13 protein-coding genes are annotated in these 15,100 nt (G+C 62.0%); 2 read left to right on the top strand and 11 right to left on the bottom strand.

What is annotated here, in order from left to right:
• The 8 genes from VEJ16_00255 to VEJ16_00220 form a co-directional block, all read right to left on the bottom strand.
• A partial coding sequence (locus VEJ16_00255) for a branched-chain amino acid ABC transporter permease (GenBank protein HYB08084.1) occupies window positions 1–459 on the bottom strand: 459 nt, incomplete at its 3' end.
• Window positions 460–527: 68 nt separating this feature from the next.
• A complete protein-coding gene (locus VEJ16_00250) occupies window positions 528–1,781 on the bottom strand; it encodes an amino acid ABC transporter substrate-binding protein (GenBank protein HYB08083.1) in 1,254 nt (417 codons plus the stop codon).
• Window positions 1,782–1,908: 127 nt separating this feature from the next.
• Entirely contained in the window at window positions 1,909–2,700 is a 792-nt protein-coding gene (locus VEJ16_00245) for an aldolase/citrate lyase family protein (GenBank protein ID HYB08082.1), read from the bottom strand.
• Between the two features lie 121 nt (window positions 2,701–2,821).
• On the bottom strand, window positions 2,822–3,631 hold the full coding sequence (locus tag VEJ16_00240) for a carbohydrate ABC transporter permease (GenBank protein HYB08081.1): 810 nt from the start codon (window positions 3,629–3,631) through the stop codon (window positions 2,822–2,824).
• Between the two features lie 59 nt (window positions 3,632–3,690).
• Entirely contained in the window at window positions 3,691–4,653 is a 963-nt protein-coding gene (locus tag VEJ16_00235) for a sugar ABC transporter permease (protein HYB08080.1), read from the bottom strand.
• Between the two features lie 8 nt (window positions 4,654–4,661).
• Window positions 4,662–6,026: an extracellular solute-binding protein gene (locus VEJ16_00230; protein HYB08079.1), complete on the bottom strand. Its 1,365-nt coding sequence runs from the start codon at window positions 6,024–6,026 to the stop codon at window positions 4,662–4,664.
• A 129-nt stretch (window positions 6,027–6,155) separates the two neighbouring features.
• On the bottom strand, window positions 6,156–7,823 hold the full coding sequence (locus tag VEJ16_00225) for a thiamine pyrophosphate-binding protein (GenBank protein ID HYB08078.1): 1,668 nt from the start codon (window positions 7,821–7,823) through the stop codon (window positions 6,156–6,158).
• Window positions 7,824–7,886: 63 nt separating this feature from the next.
• The gene (locus VEJ16_00220) at window positions 7,887–8,414 is read right to left on the bottom strand and encodes a hypothetical protein (protein ID HYB08077.1); all 528 of its coding nucleotides are present in this window, start codon (window positions 8,412–8,414) and stop codon (window positions 7,887–7,889) included.
• A 225-nt stretch (window positions 8,415–8,639) separates the two neighbouring features.
• Between VEJ16_00220 and VEJ16_00215 the strand changes: the two genes are divergently transcribed.
• Window positions 8,640–10,982: a xanthine dehydrogenase family protein molybdopterin-binding subunit gene (locus VEJ16_00215; protein ID HYB08076.1), complete on the top strand. Its 2,343-nt coding sequence runs from the start codon at window positions 8,640–8,642 to the stop codon at window positions 10,980–10,982.
• On the opposite strand, the gene VEJ16_00210 is transcribed toward VEJ16_00215, so the two are convergent.
• The 3 genes from VEJ16_00210 to VEJ16_00200 form a co-directional block, all read right to left on the bottom strand.
• Entirely contained in the window at window positions 10,956–11,909 is a 954-nt protein-coding gene (locus VEJ16_00210; protein ID HYB08075.1) for an amidohydrolase family protein, read from the bottom strand. The genes VEJ16_00215 and VEJ16_00210 overlap by 27 nt on opposite strands.
• A gap of 57 nt (window positions 11,910–11,966) precedes the next feature.
• A complete protein-coding gene (locus tag VEJ16_00205) occupies window positions 11,967–12,836 on the bottom strand; it encodes a phytanoyl-CoA dioxygenase family protein (GenBank protein HYB08074.1) in 870 nt (289 codons plus the stop codon).
• 105 nt (window positions 12,837–12,941) lie between these two features.
• Window positions 12,942–13,880 (bottom strand): glyoxylate/hydroxypyruvate reductase A, encoded by a 939-nt coding sequence (locus VEJ16_00200; GenBank protein HYB08073.1) that lies wholly within the window; start codon window positions 13,878–13,880, stop codon window positions 12,942–12,944.
• 205 nt (window positions 13,881–14,085) lie between these two features.
• On the opposite strand from VEJ16_00200, the gene VEJ16_00195 reads away from it, so the two are divergent.
• A partial coding sequence (locus VEJ16_00195) for a cupin (GenBank protein ID HYB08072.1) occupies window positions 14,086–15,100 on the top strand: 1,015 nt, incomplete at its 3' end.

Here is a 15,100-nt window from a genome sequence, read left to right as displayed (position 1 = left end):
TACCGCGACACCGCTTGCCACGCCGCTCACGATCCAGGCCGACGGCAGGCTTTGACCGAAAATACCGACAGGGCCGCTCCCAAGGACCTTCCCCGGGATCGAGCGCTCGCCGGGCCCGAATGCGATCGTCGCCAAAGCCTCGATCATCTGCGAGAGGCCGAAGAAGAGGATGATCGACAGCATCTCCGGGTCCTTCGCCTTGAGAAGGCGCGGAACGACGGCGTAATAGAGCGGAATGCCCAGGATCGCGAAGAAGACGAACGCCACAATGGCCGCGGCGAGTGGATTGATGCCAAAGAGGTTGAAGAGCCAGTAGGCGGCAAACGCGCCGAGCATCAGGAAGTCGCCATGCGCCAGGTTGACGATGCGCATGACGCCGAAGACGAGGTTGAGGCCGAGGCCGACCAGGCTGAAATAGAGTCCGAATACGAGGCCCGCGAGGATCGAGTATGCCAGCATCGTTCAGCGCCCGACCGTCATGGGCGGACCGGCAGGTAAGATGCGCCGGACCTCGCCGACGGCGGCACTCACGGTGCCGGGTAGACCGGCTTTCCGGTCGCGACCTCGTGCGGGTAAATCGTCACGAACTTGATGCCGTCCTTGCCGTCGGGGACGATTTGGCCAAGCGGGGTGATCTCGCCGACTTGCGCGCCCGTCTCGTCGAGCTCGAAGGTGCCGTCAATGGTCTTGAGCTTGCCCGAAAGGCCGAAGATGGCCTTGCGAAGCTCGAGCTGGTCGAGGCTCTCGGTTGTAGCGAGCGCCTTTTCGAGCACGAGGCCCGTCGTATAACCGGCGACCGAATTGAAGCCGAATTCGACCGTGCCCTCGCCGTACTTCTTGTTCCAAGCGTCCCGAAATTCCTGGAGCGACATCCCGAACTCGGATTTGTACTCGATCTCCGAGGACGGTACGTAGGTGTAAACGTATTCCAATCCCTTCGCACCCACCGTCTTCAAAAGATGTTCGGTCTCGAGCCCTGCATAGATGCTGAATAGCCACTTGAACTTGATGCCGCCATCCTGGACGTTCCGAAGGAAAGAGATGTCGTTGTTTGGATAGCCGAGGGCGACGACTGCGTCCGGATTCGCCGCCTGGATGTTATTGAGAAGCACTGTGTAGCTCGATGTATTCGTCGGCACGCCGTTGTCGTAGACGATCTCGACGGGCGCTCCGCTGTCCTTTATGAAACCGCGCACGGCGGTCGCCTGCGTGCCGGTGAAATCGTTCGTCGAGTAGATGATGGCGACGCGCTTGATCCCGAGCTGCGGACCGTCCTTGGTCAGGAAATCGGCAACGTATTTCGGCCAGATGCTCGAGACCGGATCGGATATGAGGACGATGTAGGGATTGTCCTTCGTGAAGAAATTAGCGCCCGTTCCGGTCTGGTCGATCAGAAGCATCTTGTGGTCGCGCGCGATCGGCACGGCGACCGAGGTCAGGACCGAGCCGGAATCCGAAACGAGAATGTCGACCTTGTCCTGGGTGATGAGCTGATTGTATAGCGTCGCCGCGGTCGCGGTGTTGCTTTGGTCGTCGTAGGCTACCAGCTTGATCGGGATCTTCTTGCCGGCGGGCTTCACGAAAAGCCCACCTTCCGCATTCTTCTGGTCAATCCACAGCTTCAGGCCGGAATGGACCGGCATCGAAATTGCCGCGAAAGCGCCCGAAGACGCATAAAGCGTGCCGATCTTGATTTCGCTGGGTGCGTCGACGGCCCGCACCGCCGCATTCGCTACAACAAAAACTGCGGCGACGAAACCGAATACGAATCGGCGGGACATCAGGCGCCTCCCGAATTTTGATTCATTGTTGGCCGGACGTTAGCGTTCGCATATTGGCGAGTCAATCGCAGGCGGCCGCGATACGAACGGCGTCGGCAGGACTCCATCTTGGGTAATCAATGCCCGCCTAATAAGTGCCCGCCGGCCCCTTTTCGCTCGCGCTGCCGCGCATTTGGTCGACGATCTGCTTGCCGAACTGCGCAATGATTCGGTTGTCGCTCAGCACGGTCACAAGATCGAAGCCCTTCGCAATCATTGCCTTCGCATAGGCAACGCTTCCGGTGTGGATGCCAGCCTTAATGCCGTTGCGCTTGGCAGCCGCGAGGATCTTGTCGATGATTGCTACGATCTTGGGATCGGTCTGGTCGAGCCCGCCTTTGCCGCCATGCGCGAGCGAGAGGTCGTTCGGCCCGATATAGAGAGCGTCGAGTGTCGGCGTGGTGCAGATCTCGTCGAGGTTCTTCACGCCATCAGCGGTTTCAATCATCGCGAAGGTGAGGATCGTCTCGTCGGATTTCGCCTGATAGTCATTGCCCCCGTAGATGAGCCCGCGAATTGGCCCCGAGCTTCGATATCCTTTCGCGGGATAGCGGCACGCCCCCACGAAACGCTCAGCCTCCTGGCGATTATTGATCATCGGACAAATAATCCCATAAGCGCCTGCATCGAGGCATTTCATGACGATCGCCGGATCGTTCCAGGGCACGCGGACGAGTGGGGTCACGCTTGTCGTCGAGATCGCCTGCATCATAACCACGGCCGCCTGATAATCGATGAGGCCGTGCTGGAGATCGATTACCAGCGAGTCCCATCCGAGTGTCGCCATGACCTCGGCGGAAAAACTATTTGGAATGCCGAGCCACCCGTTGATGACCGCGCTACCATTGCTCCAGACCGTCTTGACATTGTTTGGCCGCATCGGTGACCTCATTTTGCCGCAAGAGCGAATTCGATACGGGCCGATCATGGCCCGCCGCGCGCAGGCATGCAAGGTTCGGTCGAAACCGATGGCCGCGATCGATCGCTGCGGTCGAAGACATTCAGCCGCCCTTAACCCCGCCTGCCGTCAGTCCAGCGACGATTTCGCGCTGGAGCACGATTGTCAGGATCAGGACCGGCAGTGTCACAATGAGTGCGGCCGCTGCGAGCGGACCCCAAGAAATCTGCTCGAAGGTGAGCACGTTATAAACGGCGACCGGCAAAGTGCGGGTTTCGCGCCCCGCCAACACAACGCCGAAGATGAAATTGTTCCAGGAAAATATGAACGACAGCACGGTCGCAACCGTGATCCCCGGCCTTGCGAGAGGAAGTGCTATGTACAAGAAGGCTTGCCACAGGGAAGCGCCATCGATGAAGGCGGCTTCCTCCAGATCCTTCGGAAGCGACTCGAAGAACCCGATCATGATCCAGATCACGACGGGCACCGTGATCACGAGGTGCGTGATTACGAGCGGAACGAGCGTTCCGGTCAAGCCGAGCCACTGGAACATGATGAAGAGCGGAATGAGGTAGCTCAAACCCGGCGTGATCCGGGCAATGAGGACCGTGACCGCGAGCTTCGTCGCCTTGGCTTTTGCAATGCCGTACCCCGCGGGGACGCCGACCACAATCGCCAGGAGCGTTGCGCAGCCGGTGACGACGACGCTGTTGAGGGTATAGCGCGCAAACGGGCTCGCGCGAAAAACTTCGACGAAATTGTCGAGCGTCGGCGTCTGCGGAATGAAGATCGGCGGATAAGCGATATTCTCAACCTCGGTCTTCACGGCGAGCGACAGCATCCACAAAAAGACGAGGGCGGCGGGAGAAACGATGACGAATACTGCGAAGGCGAACGCAAGCCTCCCCCACATCCGGCCGACACGTTGCCGGGCCGTAAGTGGAATCTTGACCGGCGTTGGGCGCGATCCGGTCACATCCATTGCGTCCTCTGCCGCATGTAGAGAAGAGCGAGCGATAGTGCCACGATCAGCATGAAGAACACGACCACGATGGCCGAGGCGTAGCCCACGTTGTAAAAGGCGAATGCCTGAAGATACAGGTAGATGTTAATCGTCTCCGACGATGTGCCCGGCCCGCCCTGGCTGATGACGAAGATCGTGTCGAACGCCTTGACGGCATCGATCGTGCGCACGATCGCCGCAACCATAATGAAGGGCAGGAGCATCGGCAGGGTGATGTGCCGGAACATCTGCAGCTCAGACGCACCGTCGATGCGCGCCGATTCGTAAGGCTCGGTCGGTAGCGCGGCGAGCCCGCCGAGTACGATCAGCATGACAAGCGGCGTCCATTGCCAAATCTCGACCGCGACAAGGCTTGGGATCACCGTGTCGGGCGCGTAAACCCAGTTCTGCGGCGGAATGCCCGCGAGGCCCAGGAGATAGTTGAGCACGCCGAGTTGTGGGTGAAACATCATCGTCCAGACGAGGGCGACGGCAACCGGGGTCGCCATCATTGGCAGGATGAAGACACCGCGGAAAAATCCGCGTAGGGGAAAGCGCTTGTGGAAAATCACGCCAGCGAAGGTGCCGAATATCACCGGTATGATGACGGCGAGGACACCGTAGTAAAGCGTGCGCCAGAGCGCGCTAATGAAGCGCTCATCGCTTGCGAGGTTCAGGTAGTTGGCGAATCCCACGAAGGTGAACGTCTGATTGATTCGCCAATCGTGCACGCTCATGAAAACTGTGAACAACCATGGAAAGACGATGACTGCCAACGTTATGGCAAGTGCCGGCAGGACAAAGGGAATGTAGCGGCCGCGGCTCCACTGCCTGTGCGGCCTCGGGCCGCGACCCGCAGAAGCGCTCTCCCGGCCCGAGACGACGCCATCGATGCCGACGCTTATCCCGCCGTGCGCGCGCAGGTCCGCCATTTCGACACTCAGGTTTTTTCCGACTTCTCCAGGATCGGTTTGAACTGCTCGGTCGCCTTCTTGAGCTCGGTCGCAGGATCGCCGCCAGTCACGAGGTTCGTGAGCGCTACGCCGAAAATGTCGCGGAACTGCGTGACCTCGATGATCTCGGGCAGGCCCGGGCGCGCGATCTCGATGGAGGCTTGCATGCATTCGAGCCATTCGCGCGGCGCGCTGAGACTGTTGGAGGTGCCAGCCGCCGCGTAAGCCGAAGAGCGTCCCGGTGCCCCGAATCCACCTTCGATCTGCCGCTCGGCCATCTTCTTGCTTGTGGCCCACTGGCAATAGAGCCACGCCGGCCCCGTCTTCTTGGCCCCCTCGGGAATCCCGATGCCGTCGCCAAAGAGGGCCGAATGCTGCGCCTTTGGCCCGGGTGGCATCACGCCGTAGCCCACCTTGCCCACGACGCGCGATTTCGCCTTGTCCTCAAGCGGAAGCGCAAATCCGATGCCATCGACCCACATCGCACCACGGCCGAGCACGAAGCTCGATTGGCATTCGTTCCAGTTGAAGCCTGCAACGCCGGGCGGTCCATAATCCTTGGTGACGGCCTGGTACATCTTGGCGGCGTCGATGGCTTCGCTTCCATCGGTGTGCATCGTGAGGTCGCGATCGATCGGATCGACGCCCCAGCCGAGGAGAAAATTCGTCCACACCACGACATTGGCATTTTTGAGGCCGCGTGCGAGGAAGCCAGCAATTCCCGCCTTCGGATCGTTCAGTATCTTTGCCGTCTCGACGATCTCGGGAAAGGATTTTGGGTAGGCGAGCCCCTTGGCGGCAAAAAGCTCCTTGTTCCAATAGATCAGGAAGTAGTCGAGGTTGAGGGGGAGCGTGTCGAGCCGGCCGTCTGCTTGGGTTGCGTAGTCCATCGCGCCCTTGGCGAAATCCGGCAGATCGAATTCCGGGCTGGTCATGTTCGGATCCTTGATCAGGTCCCGAACGTCGGTCAGCCATTTGCCTTTCCCGTAAAGGCGTTTTTGCACGTGGTAGGCGACCGTCACCACATCGAAGCTCGGTTTGCCGGAGGTGAACTCGATCGCCACCTTCTGTCGATGCTGCTGCTCCGGAATCTGCTCGTCGCCGACGGAGATGCCGGTGAGGTCCTCGAACTCGCCGCGATACTTCTGAAGAAGATCGCCGCGCGGCCCCTTCGTGAGCGACACCTCGAGATGTTCGCCCTTGTAGCGCTTCCAGTCGAACCCGCTGCCTTGCGCGCCGGCAAATCGCGCGGTCCACGGCGCACCGAGGACCGCCAATCCAACGGCACCGGCCCCGCGCTTTAGAAGCACGCGGCGCGTAGCTCCCGATTTTTCACTCAGTCGCTTGGTCACAGCGGCATTCCCCCGGGGCGGTGGGCTTATCAAACGTGCCTGCGTTGCGGCGCTAGAATTGATGACGAAGCCCTTTGTCATCGAGGCTTGCACAAAGCGCCTATCCGGTCAATCGACGGCACCCGGCATTCAGACCGGTTTGAAGGTGTTGTCGAGCGTCACGTCGATCAGCGCCGGGCCGCCGCTGACTAGGCCCTGGCGCAGGAGGTCAAGAGCGTCGGCAACCGTGCTCGCGCGCTCAGCAGCGACCCCAAGCGAACGCGCGAGGGCGACAAAATCAATCGCCGGATCGACGAGGTCCATGCCGACATAAATGTCGGTCTGCGCCGCGTGACCGCGAAGCGCGTTCACCCTCTGCTTCAGGATGCGATAGGACGCGTTGTTGAGGATCACGAAGACGACGCCGATCTTGTCGTGAGCCGCCGTCCACAGGGATTGGCAGGTGTACATGGCGCTGCCGTCGCCAACGAGGGCGACGACGGGTCGATCCGGGAGTGCGAGTTTCACGCCGATTGCTGCCGGCAACCCCCAACCGATCCCGCCGCCACGCAGGCCGAAGAAGCTTTGCTCGTCATCGTTGCGAAGAAGTTGCCGAATCCCGGCGGCCGACGATATGGCTTCCTCGACCACGACCGCGTCTCTGGGGAGCATCTCGGCGATCGCAGCGATGAGGCTCAATGCGCGCACAGGCGATACCTCGGCTTCCGTTCGCGCCTTCGACTTGAGCGCATCCCGCTCGGCAAGCGCCGCCTTGCTCGCAGCTTCGAAGCGTTCATGCGCGCGCGCCTTTTCCGTGTTCGTCATCCGTGCCGCGACGGCATTCGTCAGCTCGGGCAACGTCGCCTTCGGATCCCCAAGGAGGGCCACGGTCGCGGGATAGTTCTTGCCAAGTTCCCACGCGTCGACGTCGAGATGGACGATCGGCATGCCGCGTGGCATCGGCTCCACATCGGACGGCAGCGACATCGTGAAGAGATCGCCCCCGATCGAGACGAGCAGATCGTGTTGAACGAGGACATTGCGAATGAGGGGTGCGAGCCGCGCCATGTTGCCGCGGAAAAGCGGGTGGGACGCAGGAAACGACGCCGTATTCGCGATCCCTTCCGCGTAAACGGGCGCACCAAGCAACTCCGCGAGGGCCACGATCTCGGCATGAGCGCGGCTCTGCGCCACGGCATCGCCCGCGATGATAAGCGGGCGAGCGGCCTTCGCAAGGAGTGTTGCTGCCGCATCGATCGCCGCCCGATCGGCACGAAGCCGCGGGGCGACTCGCGTCGGCGCCATAAGATCGAGGTCGCCTTCCGCGTTGAGGATATCGCCGGGAAGCGAGAGAAAAACCGGACCGGTCGGCGGCGCAAGGGCGGTCTTTGCCGCACGATGCACGAGTCGTGGAAGATCGGCCAGCCGATGCACCTCACTCGACCATTTGACAAGCGGGCGCGCGATCGGCGGCAAGTCGCCCCAGAGGATCGGTTCGGTCACATTGAAGCCTTGTTCGTGCTGACCGGCCGTTACAAGGATCGGTGCGCCCGCCTTCTGGGCGTCGTAAAGCATCCCCATCGCGTTGCCGAGCCCGGGTGTTACGTGAAGATTGACGACGGCCAGCTTACCGGATGCTTGGGCGTATCCGTCCGCCATCGCCATCACCGTCGCTTCCTGGAGGCCGAGCACATAGCGTATCTCGTTGTCGGCCGCGAGTGCGTCCATCAGCGGCAGTTCCGTGGTTCCGGGATTACCGAACAGGAATTCAACCCCTTCCTGCTTCAAAAGTTCGAGGAAAGCGCGCTTTCCGGACACTACGGGCAATATTTCCTCCGTTTCATCGATGATGTACTGATGTGTTCGAGGGTCGGGAAAGCGCTAGCGAGTTGGACCTGCGCGCGTCTCCCTGATGTGCGTGTGGACGTCGGCGGCGCCGAACTTCGCGTAGATCTCCGTTGCGCGCGTGCGGCGCTCGGGCGTCTCGGCCCGCACCCAAAGGAGGACGTCGCCTTTTTCGAGCGCTTGGGCGAATTCGCGCGTATGCGGCGTCGCCCGAACCTCGCCCAGCAGCTCGTATAGCGCCATGCTGCCGAGTCCGGCCGCGATCACGCCTGCGATGGCGGCGCCGATCGTCCCGGATGCAAGCAGGATAAGGCCCGCAGCCGTGATCGGCTCGAGATACTTTACTTCGCCGACAAGGCCGGCAAGCGTGCGCCGCCAGCCCTCGGCGCGGCCGTCCGCGGCCGCGAGTGTGTCGTGGCTGTCGAGAACGGAAAGATCGGTACGCTCGAATCCGGCAGCGAGCAATGCTTCGACCGCCGATTTGAACGACTCACGCTTTGCGAAACGTCCGACGATTTCCGTCACCGACGCTCGATAGAGCGTCTCGCCTTTGTTGTCCGCCATGAACTTCGAGTGCCCTGGAACCCCAATTCATTTTCCCGACTATTGTGCGCCAGCGGACCCGGATTGCCTAGTGTGGTGAAGATGGGCCTTTCGCCGCGTGACCGGGAAAACGCTTCCGTGCTAAGCAACCCCGCCTCCCGAGCATCCGCGTGCTGCGAAGTTCACGAAAATCGGGATGCCGCAAGCGAAGACGCGCTAACCGCCAATGTCGATGAAGGTACTGAAATGGCAAAGGGCTACCGGATCGAGGACGCAGCACTTCTCGAGGGGCGCGGCCAATTCACCGATGACCTGCGATTTGCCGGTGCGGCATTCGGAAGTTTCGTCCGCTCGCCCCACGCATCCGCCAGCATCCGCACTCTCGACGCCGCCGCAGCGCGCAGCATGCCAGGTGTCCTCGCAATCCTCACATCGGCTGACATGGCATCGGCCGGTGTGGGAAATGTCGGCGCCGCGCGGCCGTTTCCCGGTCGCAATGGCTCGAAGCTCGCGGTGCCACGTCGGCCCGCACTTGCCGGGGACCGGGTCCGGCACGTTGGCGAGCCAGTCGCCCTCGTGGTCGCTGAAACCCACGCCCAGGCGCTCGACGCGGCCGAGGCCGTCGCCGTCGATTATGACGTCATGTCGGCCGTCACCGATCTGCGCGAAGCGCTGGCGCCCGGCGCCCCGCAGCTCTGGCCCGAGGCGCCAGGCAACCTCGCAGTCGATTGGTCGATCGGCGTCGCGGGTGGCGTGTCGAAGCCAGATGAGATCTCGAGGAGCTTCGCCTCGGCCTCCCATGTGGTTCGCATAGCCCTCGAAAATCAACGCATCGTCGTCGCCTCGCTTGAGCCGCGGGGGGCCTGCGCTTCCTATGATGAGGCAAACGACGAATTCACCCTCTATTGCGGCTCCCAGGGGGCCGCCATCCTGCGCGATCAAATCGCGGCGGCCATGACATTGGAGCCCGAAAAACTCCGCGTCGTCACACGCGATGTCGGCGGCGGATTCGGCATGAAGTCCGGGGCCTATCCCGAATATATCGCCTTGCTCCTGGCGGCACGCCAGCTCCGAAGGCCGGTCTGCTGGCCCTCGACTCGCTCCGAGGCATTCGTAAGCGACAATCAGGCGCGCGATACCTTCACGGAGGCCGAGCTTGCGCTCGACGGTGCAGGACAGTTCCTCGCGGTCCGCGTGAAGGCGATCGCCAACATGGGCGCTTATCTGAGTTCGGTCGGTGCCTTCATTGCGACCTTCAACTTCGCGCGCTGCTTTCCGACCGTCTATCGCATTCCGCAAGTCGATGTCGGCGTGCAATGCGTGTTCACAAATACCCTGCCCGTCGGCCCCTATCGCGGTGCCGGGCGGCCCGAAGCAAACTATGCAATGGAGCGCCTGGTCGATGAGGCGGCGCGCGTGACCGGCATCGACCGGATTGCGCTACGGCGACGAAATTTGATCGCGCCAGGCATGATGCCATATCGCACACCCGTTGGAACGATTTACGACAGCGGCGAGTTCGAGGCGATCCTCGAAAAGGCACTCCTGCGTGCGGATTATGCCGGGTTTACGGCGCGCCGCCGCCAATCCGAAGTTACGGGCCTTCGGCGCGGCATCGGCGTTTCCTGCTTTCTCGAGCATGCCGGCGGTCAACCGCAGGAGCCCGCCGAGATCGCTTTTCCTGGAGACGGCACCGCGCGGATAGGGGTTACCGTGCAGGGCATCGGCCAGGGAATTGCCACCGTACTTCGACGGTTAGCGGCGGAACGGCTCCGCGTTCCCGAGGCGAAGATCGTCCTTTGGCAAGGCGACACGCGCCTTGGGCTCACCGGCCTCGGCACTGTCGCCTCGCGCTCCACGATGACCGCAGGGACGGCGGTCCACCAGGCGATCGAGCGCGTAATCGAAAAAGGCCGGCGCGCCGCCTCTCAAGTGCTCGAGGCAGCGGAGCGCGATATCGAGTATGCCGACGGCGCTTTCCGGGTCGCCGGGACCGATCGCGCGATCTCACTTTTCGAACTGGCCGAATGGACCGCAAGCATGACAGGGCGGGGCGGGTCTGTCGAAAATCTCGATACCCGGGAGACCGTTGAGGTCGAGCAGACGTATCCGAACGGCTGCCACATCGCCGAAGTCGAAATCGACCCCGAAACCGGAATGGCAACTGTCGTCGCCTACACGGCGGTCGACGATTGCGGCTCAGCACTCGACCCGGTCCTTGCCGAAGGTCAGGTGCAAGGCGGGATCGCACAAGGTATCGGCCAAGCTATCCTGGAACGTGCGATCTACGATCGCGCAAGCGGCCAGCTCTTGAGCGGGTCGTTCATGGACTACGCGATGCCGCGCGCCGATCTTATCCCATCGATTGGCGGCGAACTTCACGCCGTCCCATGCCGCACCAATCCGCTCGGGGTCAAGGGCATCGGCGAATCGGGAACGACAGGCTCCCTTGCCGCCGTCATGAACGCGATCTTCGACGCCTTGCCGCCCGGCACCCAACTCGACATGCCCGCGACGCCAGAGAAGATCTGGCGAGCCTGCCGTACGGGTGCGCTCAGGGGGTCAGGCGCTCTTCATTCGAGGCAATAGGCGGAGCGCGTTTTCGCGTTCGATGGCACGCCGGTCCTCGGGACGCAGGCCGAGATTGCCGAGCTCGCGGATCGTCGCCGTCATCGTGGCTTCCGGCGCAAACGGATAATCGCTGCCGAAAAGGACTTGAGCGGGTGGCACCAGTTCGAGGAGCGAGCGGAACGCGTAGCGGTTCGCCGAGAGGGCGGTATCGTAGTAGAGGCGCTGAAGTTCGGGAACAACACCGTCCGGCACGTGCCTGCCGAATTCCCGCTTGACGGCGAGGCGGGCGATTCGCTCGGCAAGGAACGGCACAGCTCCGCCCGCATGGGAAAAGATGAAGCTGATGTTCCGGCAGCGCGCGAAAGTGCCGCCATAGAGCAGGCTCGTGATCGCCCGCGTCGTATCGAACGGGAATTCGAGCGTGGCGGCGGGGATCTGTTCTAGGCACTGACTGCATTGAGCGGCGGTCGGATGGAAAAAGACGATGGCTTTCCTGCGGTCGAGCTCATCGAAGATCGGCTGAAAGGCGGGATCGCCGGGGTACCGATCGCCATAGCTCGTCAAGAGGCCGATCCCTTCAGCATCCAGGACGTCGAGCGCGTAATCGATTTCCTTGAGACTCGCCTCCACATCGGGAAGCGGCAGGCATGCGAACATGCCGAAACGGCCCGGGCGGTCGCGGCGGATCGCGGCAGCGTAATCGTTGCAATGCCGCGCCAAAATACGAGTCTCCTCACGGTCGCCGAACCATAGTCCAGGTGCTGAAATCGATGTAATCGCCGTGGCAATGCCGTTCCGATCCATCGCTTCGATCGAGAGATTCACATTCCATTCCGGCGTACGTCCCGACACGAGGAGCGGGCCAATGCGCGCGTCGCCGACAACCTTTATGTAATCCGGTGGCAGGATGTGGTGATGCACGTCGATAATGTAATTATCCGTCACCGCCCCTCCCGCCTCGCAACGAAGCGAACTTCCAGACACCTCGCCACCGCTGCACGCTCATGCGCGCTCCGCAAAGGGCCCGGTGAATGCATCTGGAAAGCGAATCGGAATGCCCGGCTCGCGCGGCCCCATCAGCGGATTTTCCGGATAGTTGCGGAGAAACCGGCGTCGCATGGCCGCGACCTCGGGCGTGAATTCGGGTCCCGGCAGCGGCTCATGCCCGAAGTGATTCCAATGGTCGTGGCCGCGCACGAGCTGCCCCGATCCGCGTCCGACGTTCTGGCGCGCGTGCGCGGCGGTGTAGTCGTAGAGGATCGCGACCCGGCGATCCTGCGCGCGGTTCGGGCCCGACGCATGGATGAGGTTGCTCGAGAAAAACGCGACTTCCCCGGCCTCGAGTTCTAACGGGACTGCGCGGTCGATCTCGGGATTTTCCGCGCGCGCCACGCGGCGGTTCGGTTGGCCCGGTGCGTTCTCGACCACGTAGAAAGGCTGCACGGTTGTGTGCGTGCGTGGAATCACTTTCAGACAACCATTCGCCTCGGTCGCACGACTCACCGCCAGATAGCCGATCACGAAGCAAGGCTCAACCTGAATGCGGGCTGAATCCTGATGCCAGTCATAGCGCACGTCGGAGCCAGGCTCCTTGATGCGAAAGACCGCGTCGGTCATGAAGATATTTGGACCGATAAGGTCCTCGACCGTGTCGAGCATCCACTTGACTGTGCCTGCTTTCACAACCCAGTCATGGAGCAGATTGCACTTGATATCGAACGCCCAGGCGACATCGGCCGGATGCTGGCGCTCGAACGCAACAATGCGTTGCGCGAGCAGTTCAACCTCGTCCCGCGAAAGGACGGGAATGCGCGAGACGAAACCATCCGCGCGATAGGCGGCGATTTGCGCGTCGGTCAAAGACTTGCCCATCCCGCTCCTCTCTTGAGGGTACTGAAATCGATCAGCCGGCTGCCTGCATGAAACATTATAGTTTGCGTGGCATCTTCATGATCAAGCGCCCGCTCGGCTCCGCGGTCAATAGCCAGCTGCGAGGTCCACCCGGCCCATCGGCGGTTCCCCGTTTTCGAGCCGCCGAAGATTCTCAATGATTTGGCGCATGGCCAATTCGGCGATCGGTTGTGCCGCGATATGCGGAGTCAGAAAGACGCGCGGGTGGCCCCAAAAAGGATGGTCCGGCGGGAGCGGCTCGTCGTGAAAGACATCGAGCATGGCGTGGCTGATGTGGCCGGAACCGATGGCCGCAAGAAGATCGGCATCCACAACGTGTCGCCCGCGTGCGATATTGACGATGGCTGCCCCGGGCGGCAAAAGCGCCAAGGTTGTCCGATTGACGATACCTTGGGTTTGCGGCGTGAGCGGCAAGAGCACGACGACGATATCGCATTTCGACAAGAACGCGCGAAGCCCGTCCTCCCCGTGAAAGCATTGAACCTCTGGGAGCGCCTTTGGCGTGCGACTCCATCCGAGGGTTCGGAAGCCGAGAATGCCGAGCTTGCGAGCGAGATCGGCGCCAAGCACGCCGAGGCCCATCACGCCGACTGTCCGTTGCGAGGGATGCACGGCGTCGAGGCGCTGCCATTTGCGCTGCACTTGTTGAGCGCGGTATTCGTCCATGCGCCGGTGAATGTTGAGCACACCGTAGATGGCATATTCGCTCATCTGCGCCGATAGCCCGGCATCGAGGAGGCGGTAGAGCGGAACGCGCGCCGGGTAAGTCCCGTCCTTCAGGATTTGATCGACGCCGGCGCCGAGTGCTAGGACCGCTTTGAGGTTCGGAAGCGCGCGCAGCGCCCCGGCGTCGATTTTCCAAATCAGCGCGTACTCGATGTCCTCGATCCGACCTGCGTCGGGCCACACGCGAAATTCGCAGCTCGGGAAGTCACGCGCCAAGACTGCGCGGAAGGGAGCAGGATCGTCGAAATCGCTGCCGAAGAGGATCGCCTTCTTGACCATGTCCGAACGTCCAGTCCCCAAAGCCGACAACCCACATAACGTGACGGTTGCATCTGATACGAGAAACCGTCGCGAGCCGAACTCGCGCCGATATTGACGGGAATTTGTCGCCATCGTCAACGACGTGCGAGCGAGCCCTATCGCCAACGCGACGGCGGCACCCCAAACGGTAGGCAAGGCCCCGCACCATCACTATGATGACCCCATGATCGGAGCCGAGAGCGGCCCGCAAATTCGTTCGGCGGAGGTGGTGCTGCCGTGCGTCGAGCTCGACGCCACGGTAGATTTCTTCACCCAAGCACTCGGCTTCCGGCTTGAGGCGATCTTTCCCGCCGACGCGCCGGCTGTCGCGGTCATCGCAGGCTTCGGGCTCCGCCTGCGGCTCGAGCGAGGCAGCGATTGTGCGGCGGGGACCATCCGCCTGCTCTCGCCCGAACCGGATAAAGTCGCGAACGGTGCCCGGGTGCTCAAGGCACCCAACGGAACGCACATTGAAATCGTCGATGCAGCGCCCGCCCTGGTCATTCCACCGCTCGATCCCCACTTTGTCCTTAGCCGAATGAGCGAAGGTTCCGCATGGGGTGCGGGCCGTGCCGGCATGTTCTATCGCGATCTCATTCCAGGTCGTCTCTGCGGCCGCTTCATCGCTTCCCATATCATGATCCGCGCCGGCGGGGCCGTCGCCGATTACGTACACTTCCACAATGTGCGCTTCCAGATGATCTATTGCCGTAAGGGATGGGTTCGCGTCGTCTACGAGGATCAAGGGCCGCCATTCGTGCTCGAAGCCGGTGATTGCGTGCTGCAGCCCCCACTCATCCGTCACCGCGTACTGGAAAGCTCCCCCGGCCTGGAAGTAATCGAGATCGGCTGCCCAGCACTGCACGAGACCTTTGCCGACAACGAACTCACACTCCCAACCCCGGTCGTGGACCCGACACGGGATTTTGGCGGCCAGCGGTTCGTCCGCCACATCGCCAACATAGCAAGCTGGCGACCCTGGCGCGTCGTCGGTTTCGAATGCCGAAATACGGGGATCGGGGCTGCGACCGGTGGTCTTGCGGGTGCGCGCGTTGTGCGTCCACGCGATACCGTAAAAACGCCGCTCAGTACCCACGACGCAGAGTTTGCCTTCACGTTCGTGCTTGACGGTGCCGCAACGCTGCGCTGCGACGGCATCCACCCCCTTTCACCAGGCGACGCCTTCACGATACCGGCGG

The sequence above is a fragment of the Alphaproteobacteria bacterium genome (genome assembly GCA_035625915.1).
Classification (GTDB): Bacteria; Pseudomonadota; Alphaproteobacteria; order JACZXZ01; family JACZXZ01; genus DATDHA01.
Note: the sequence above shows the minus strand (reverse complement) of the source record. Positions and strands in the feature narration are given on the sequence as shown.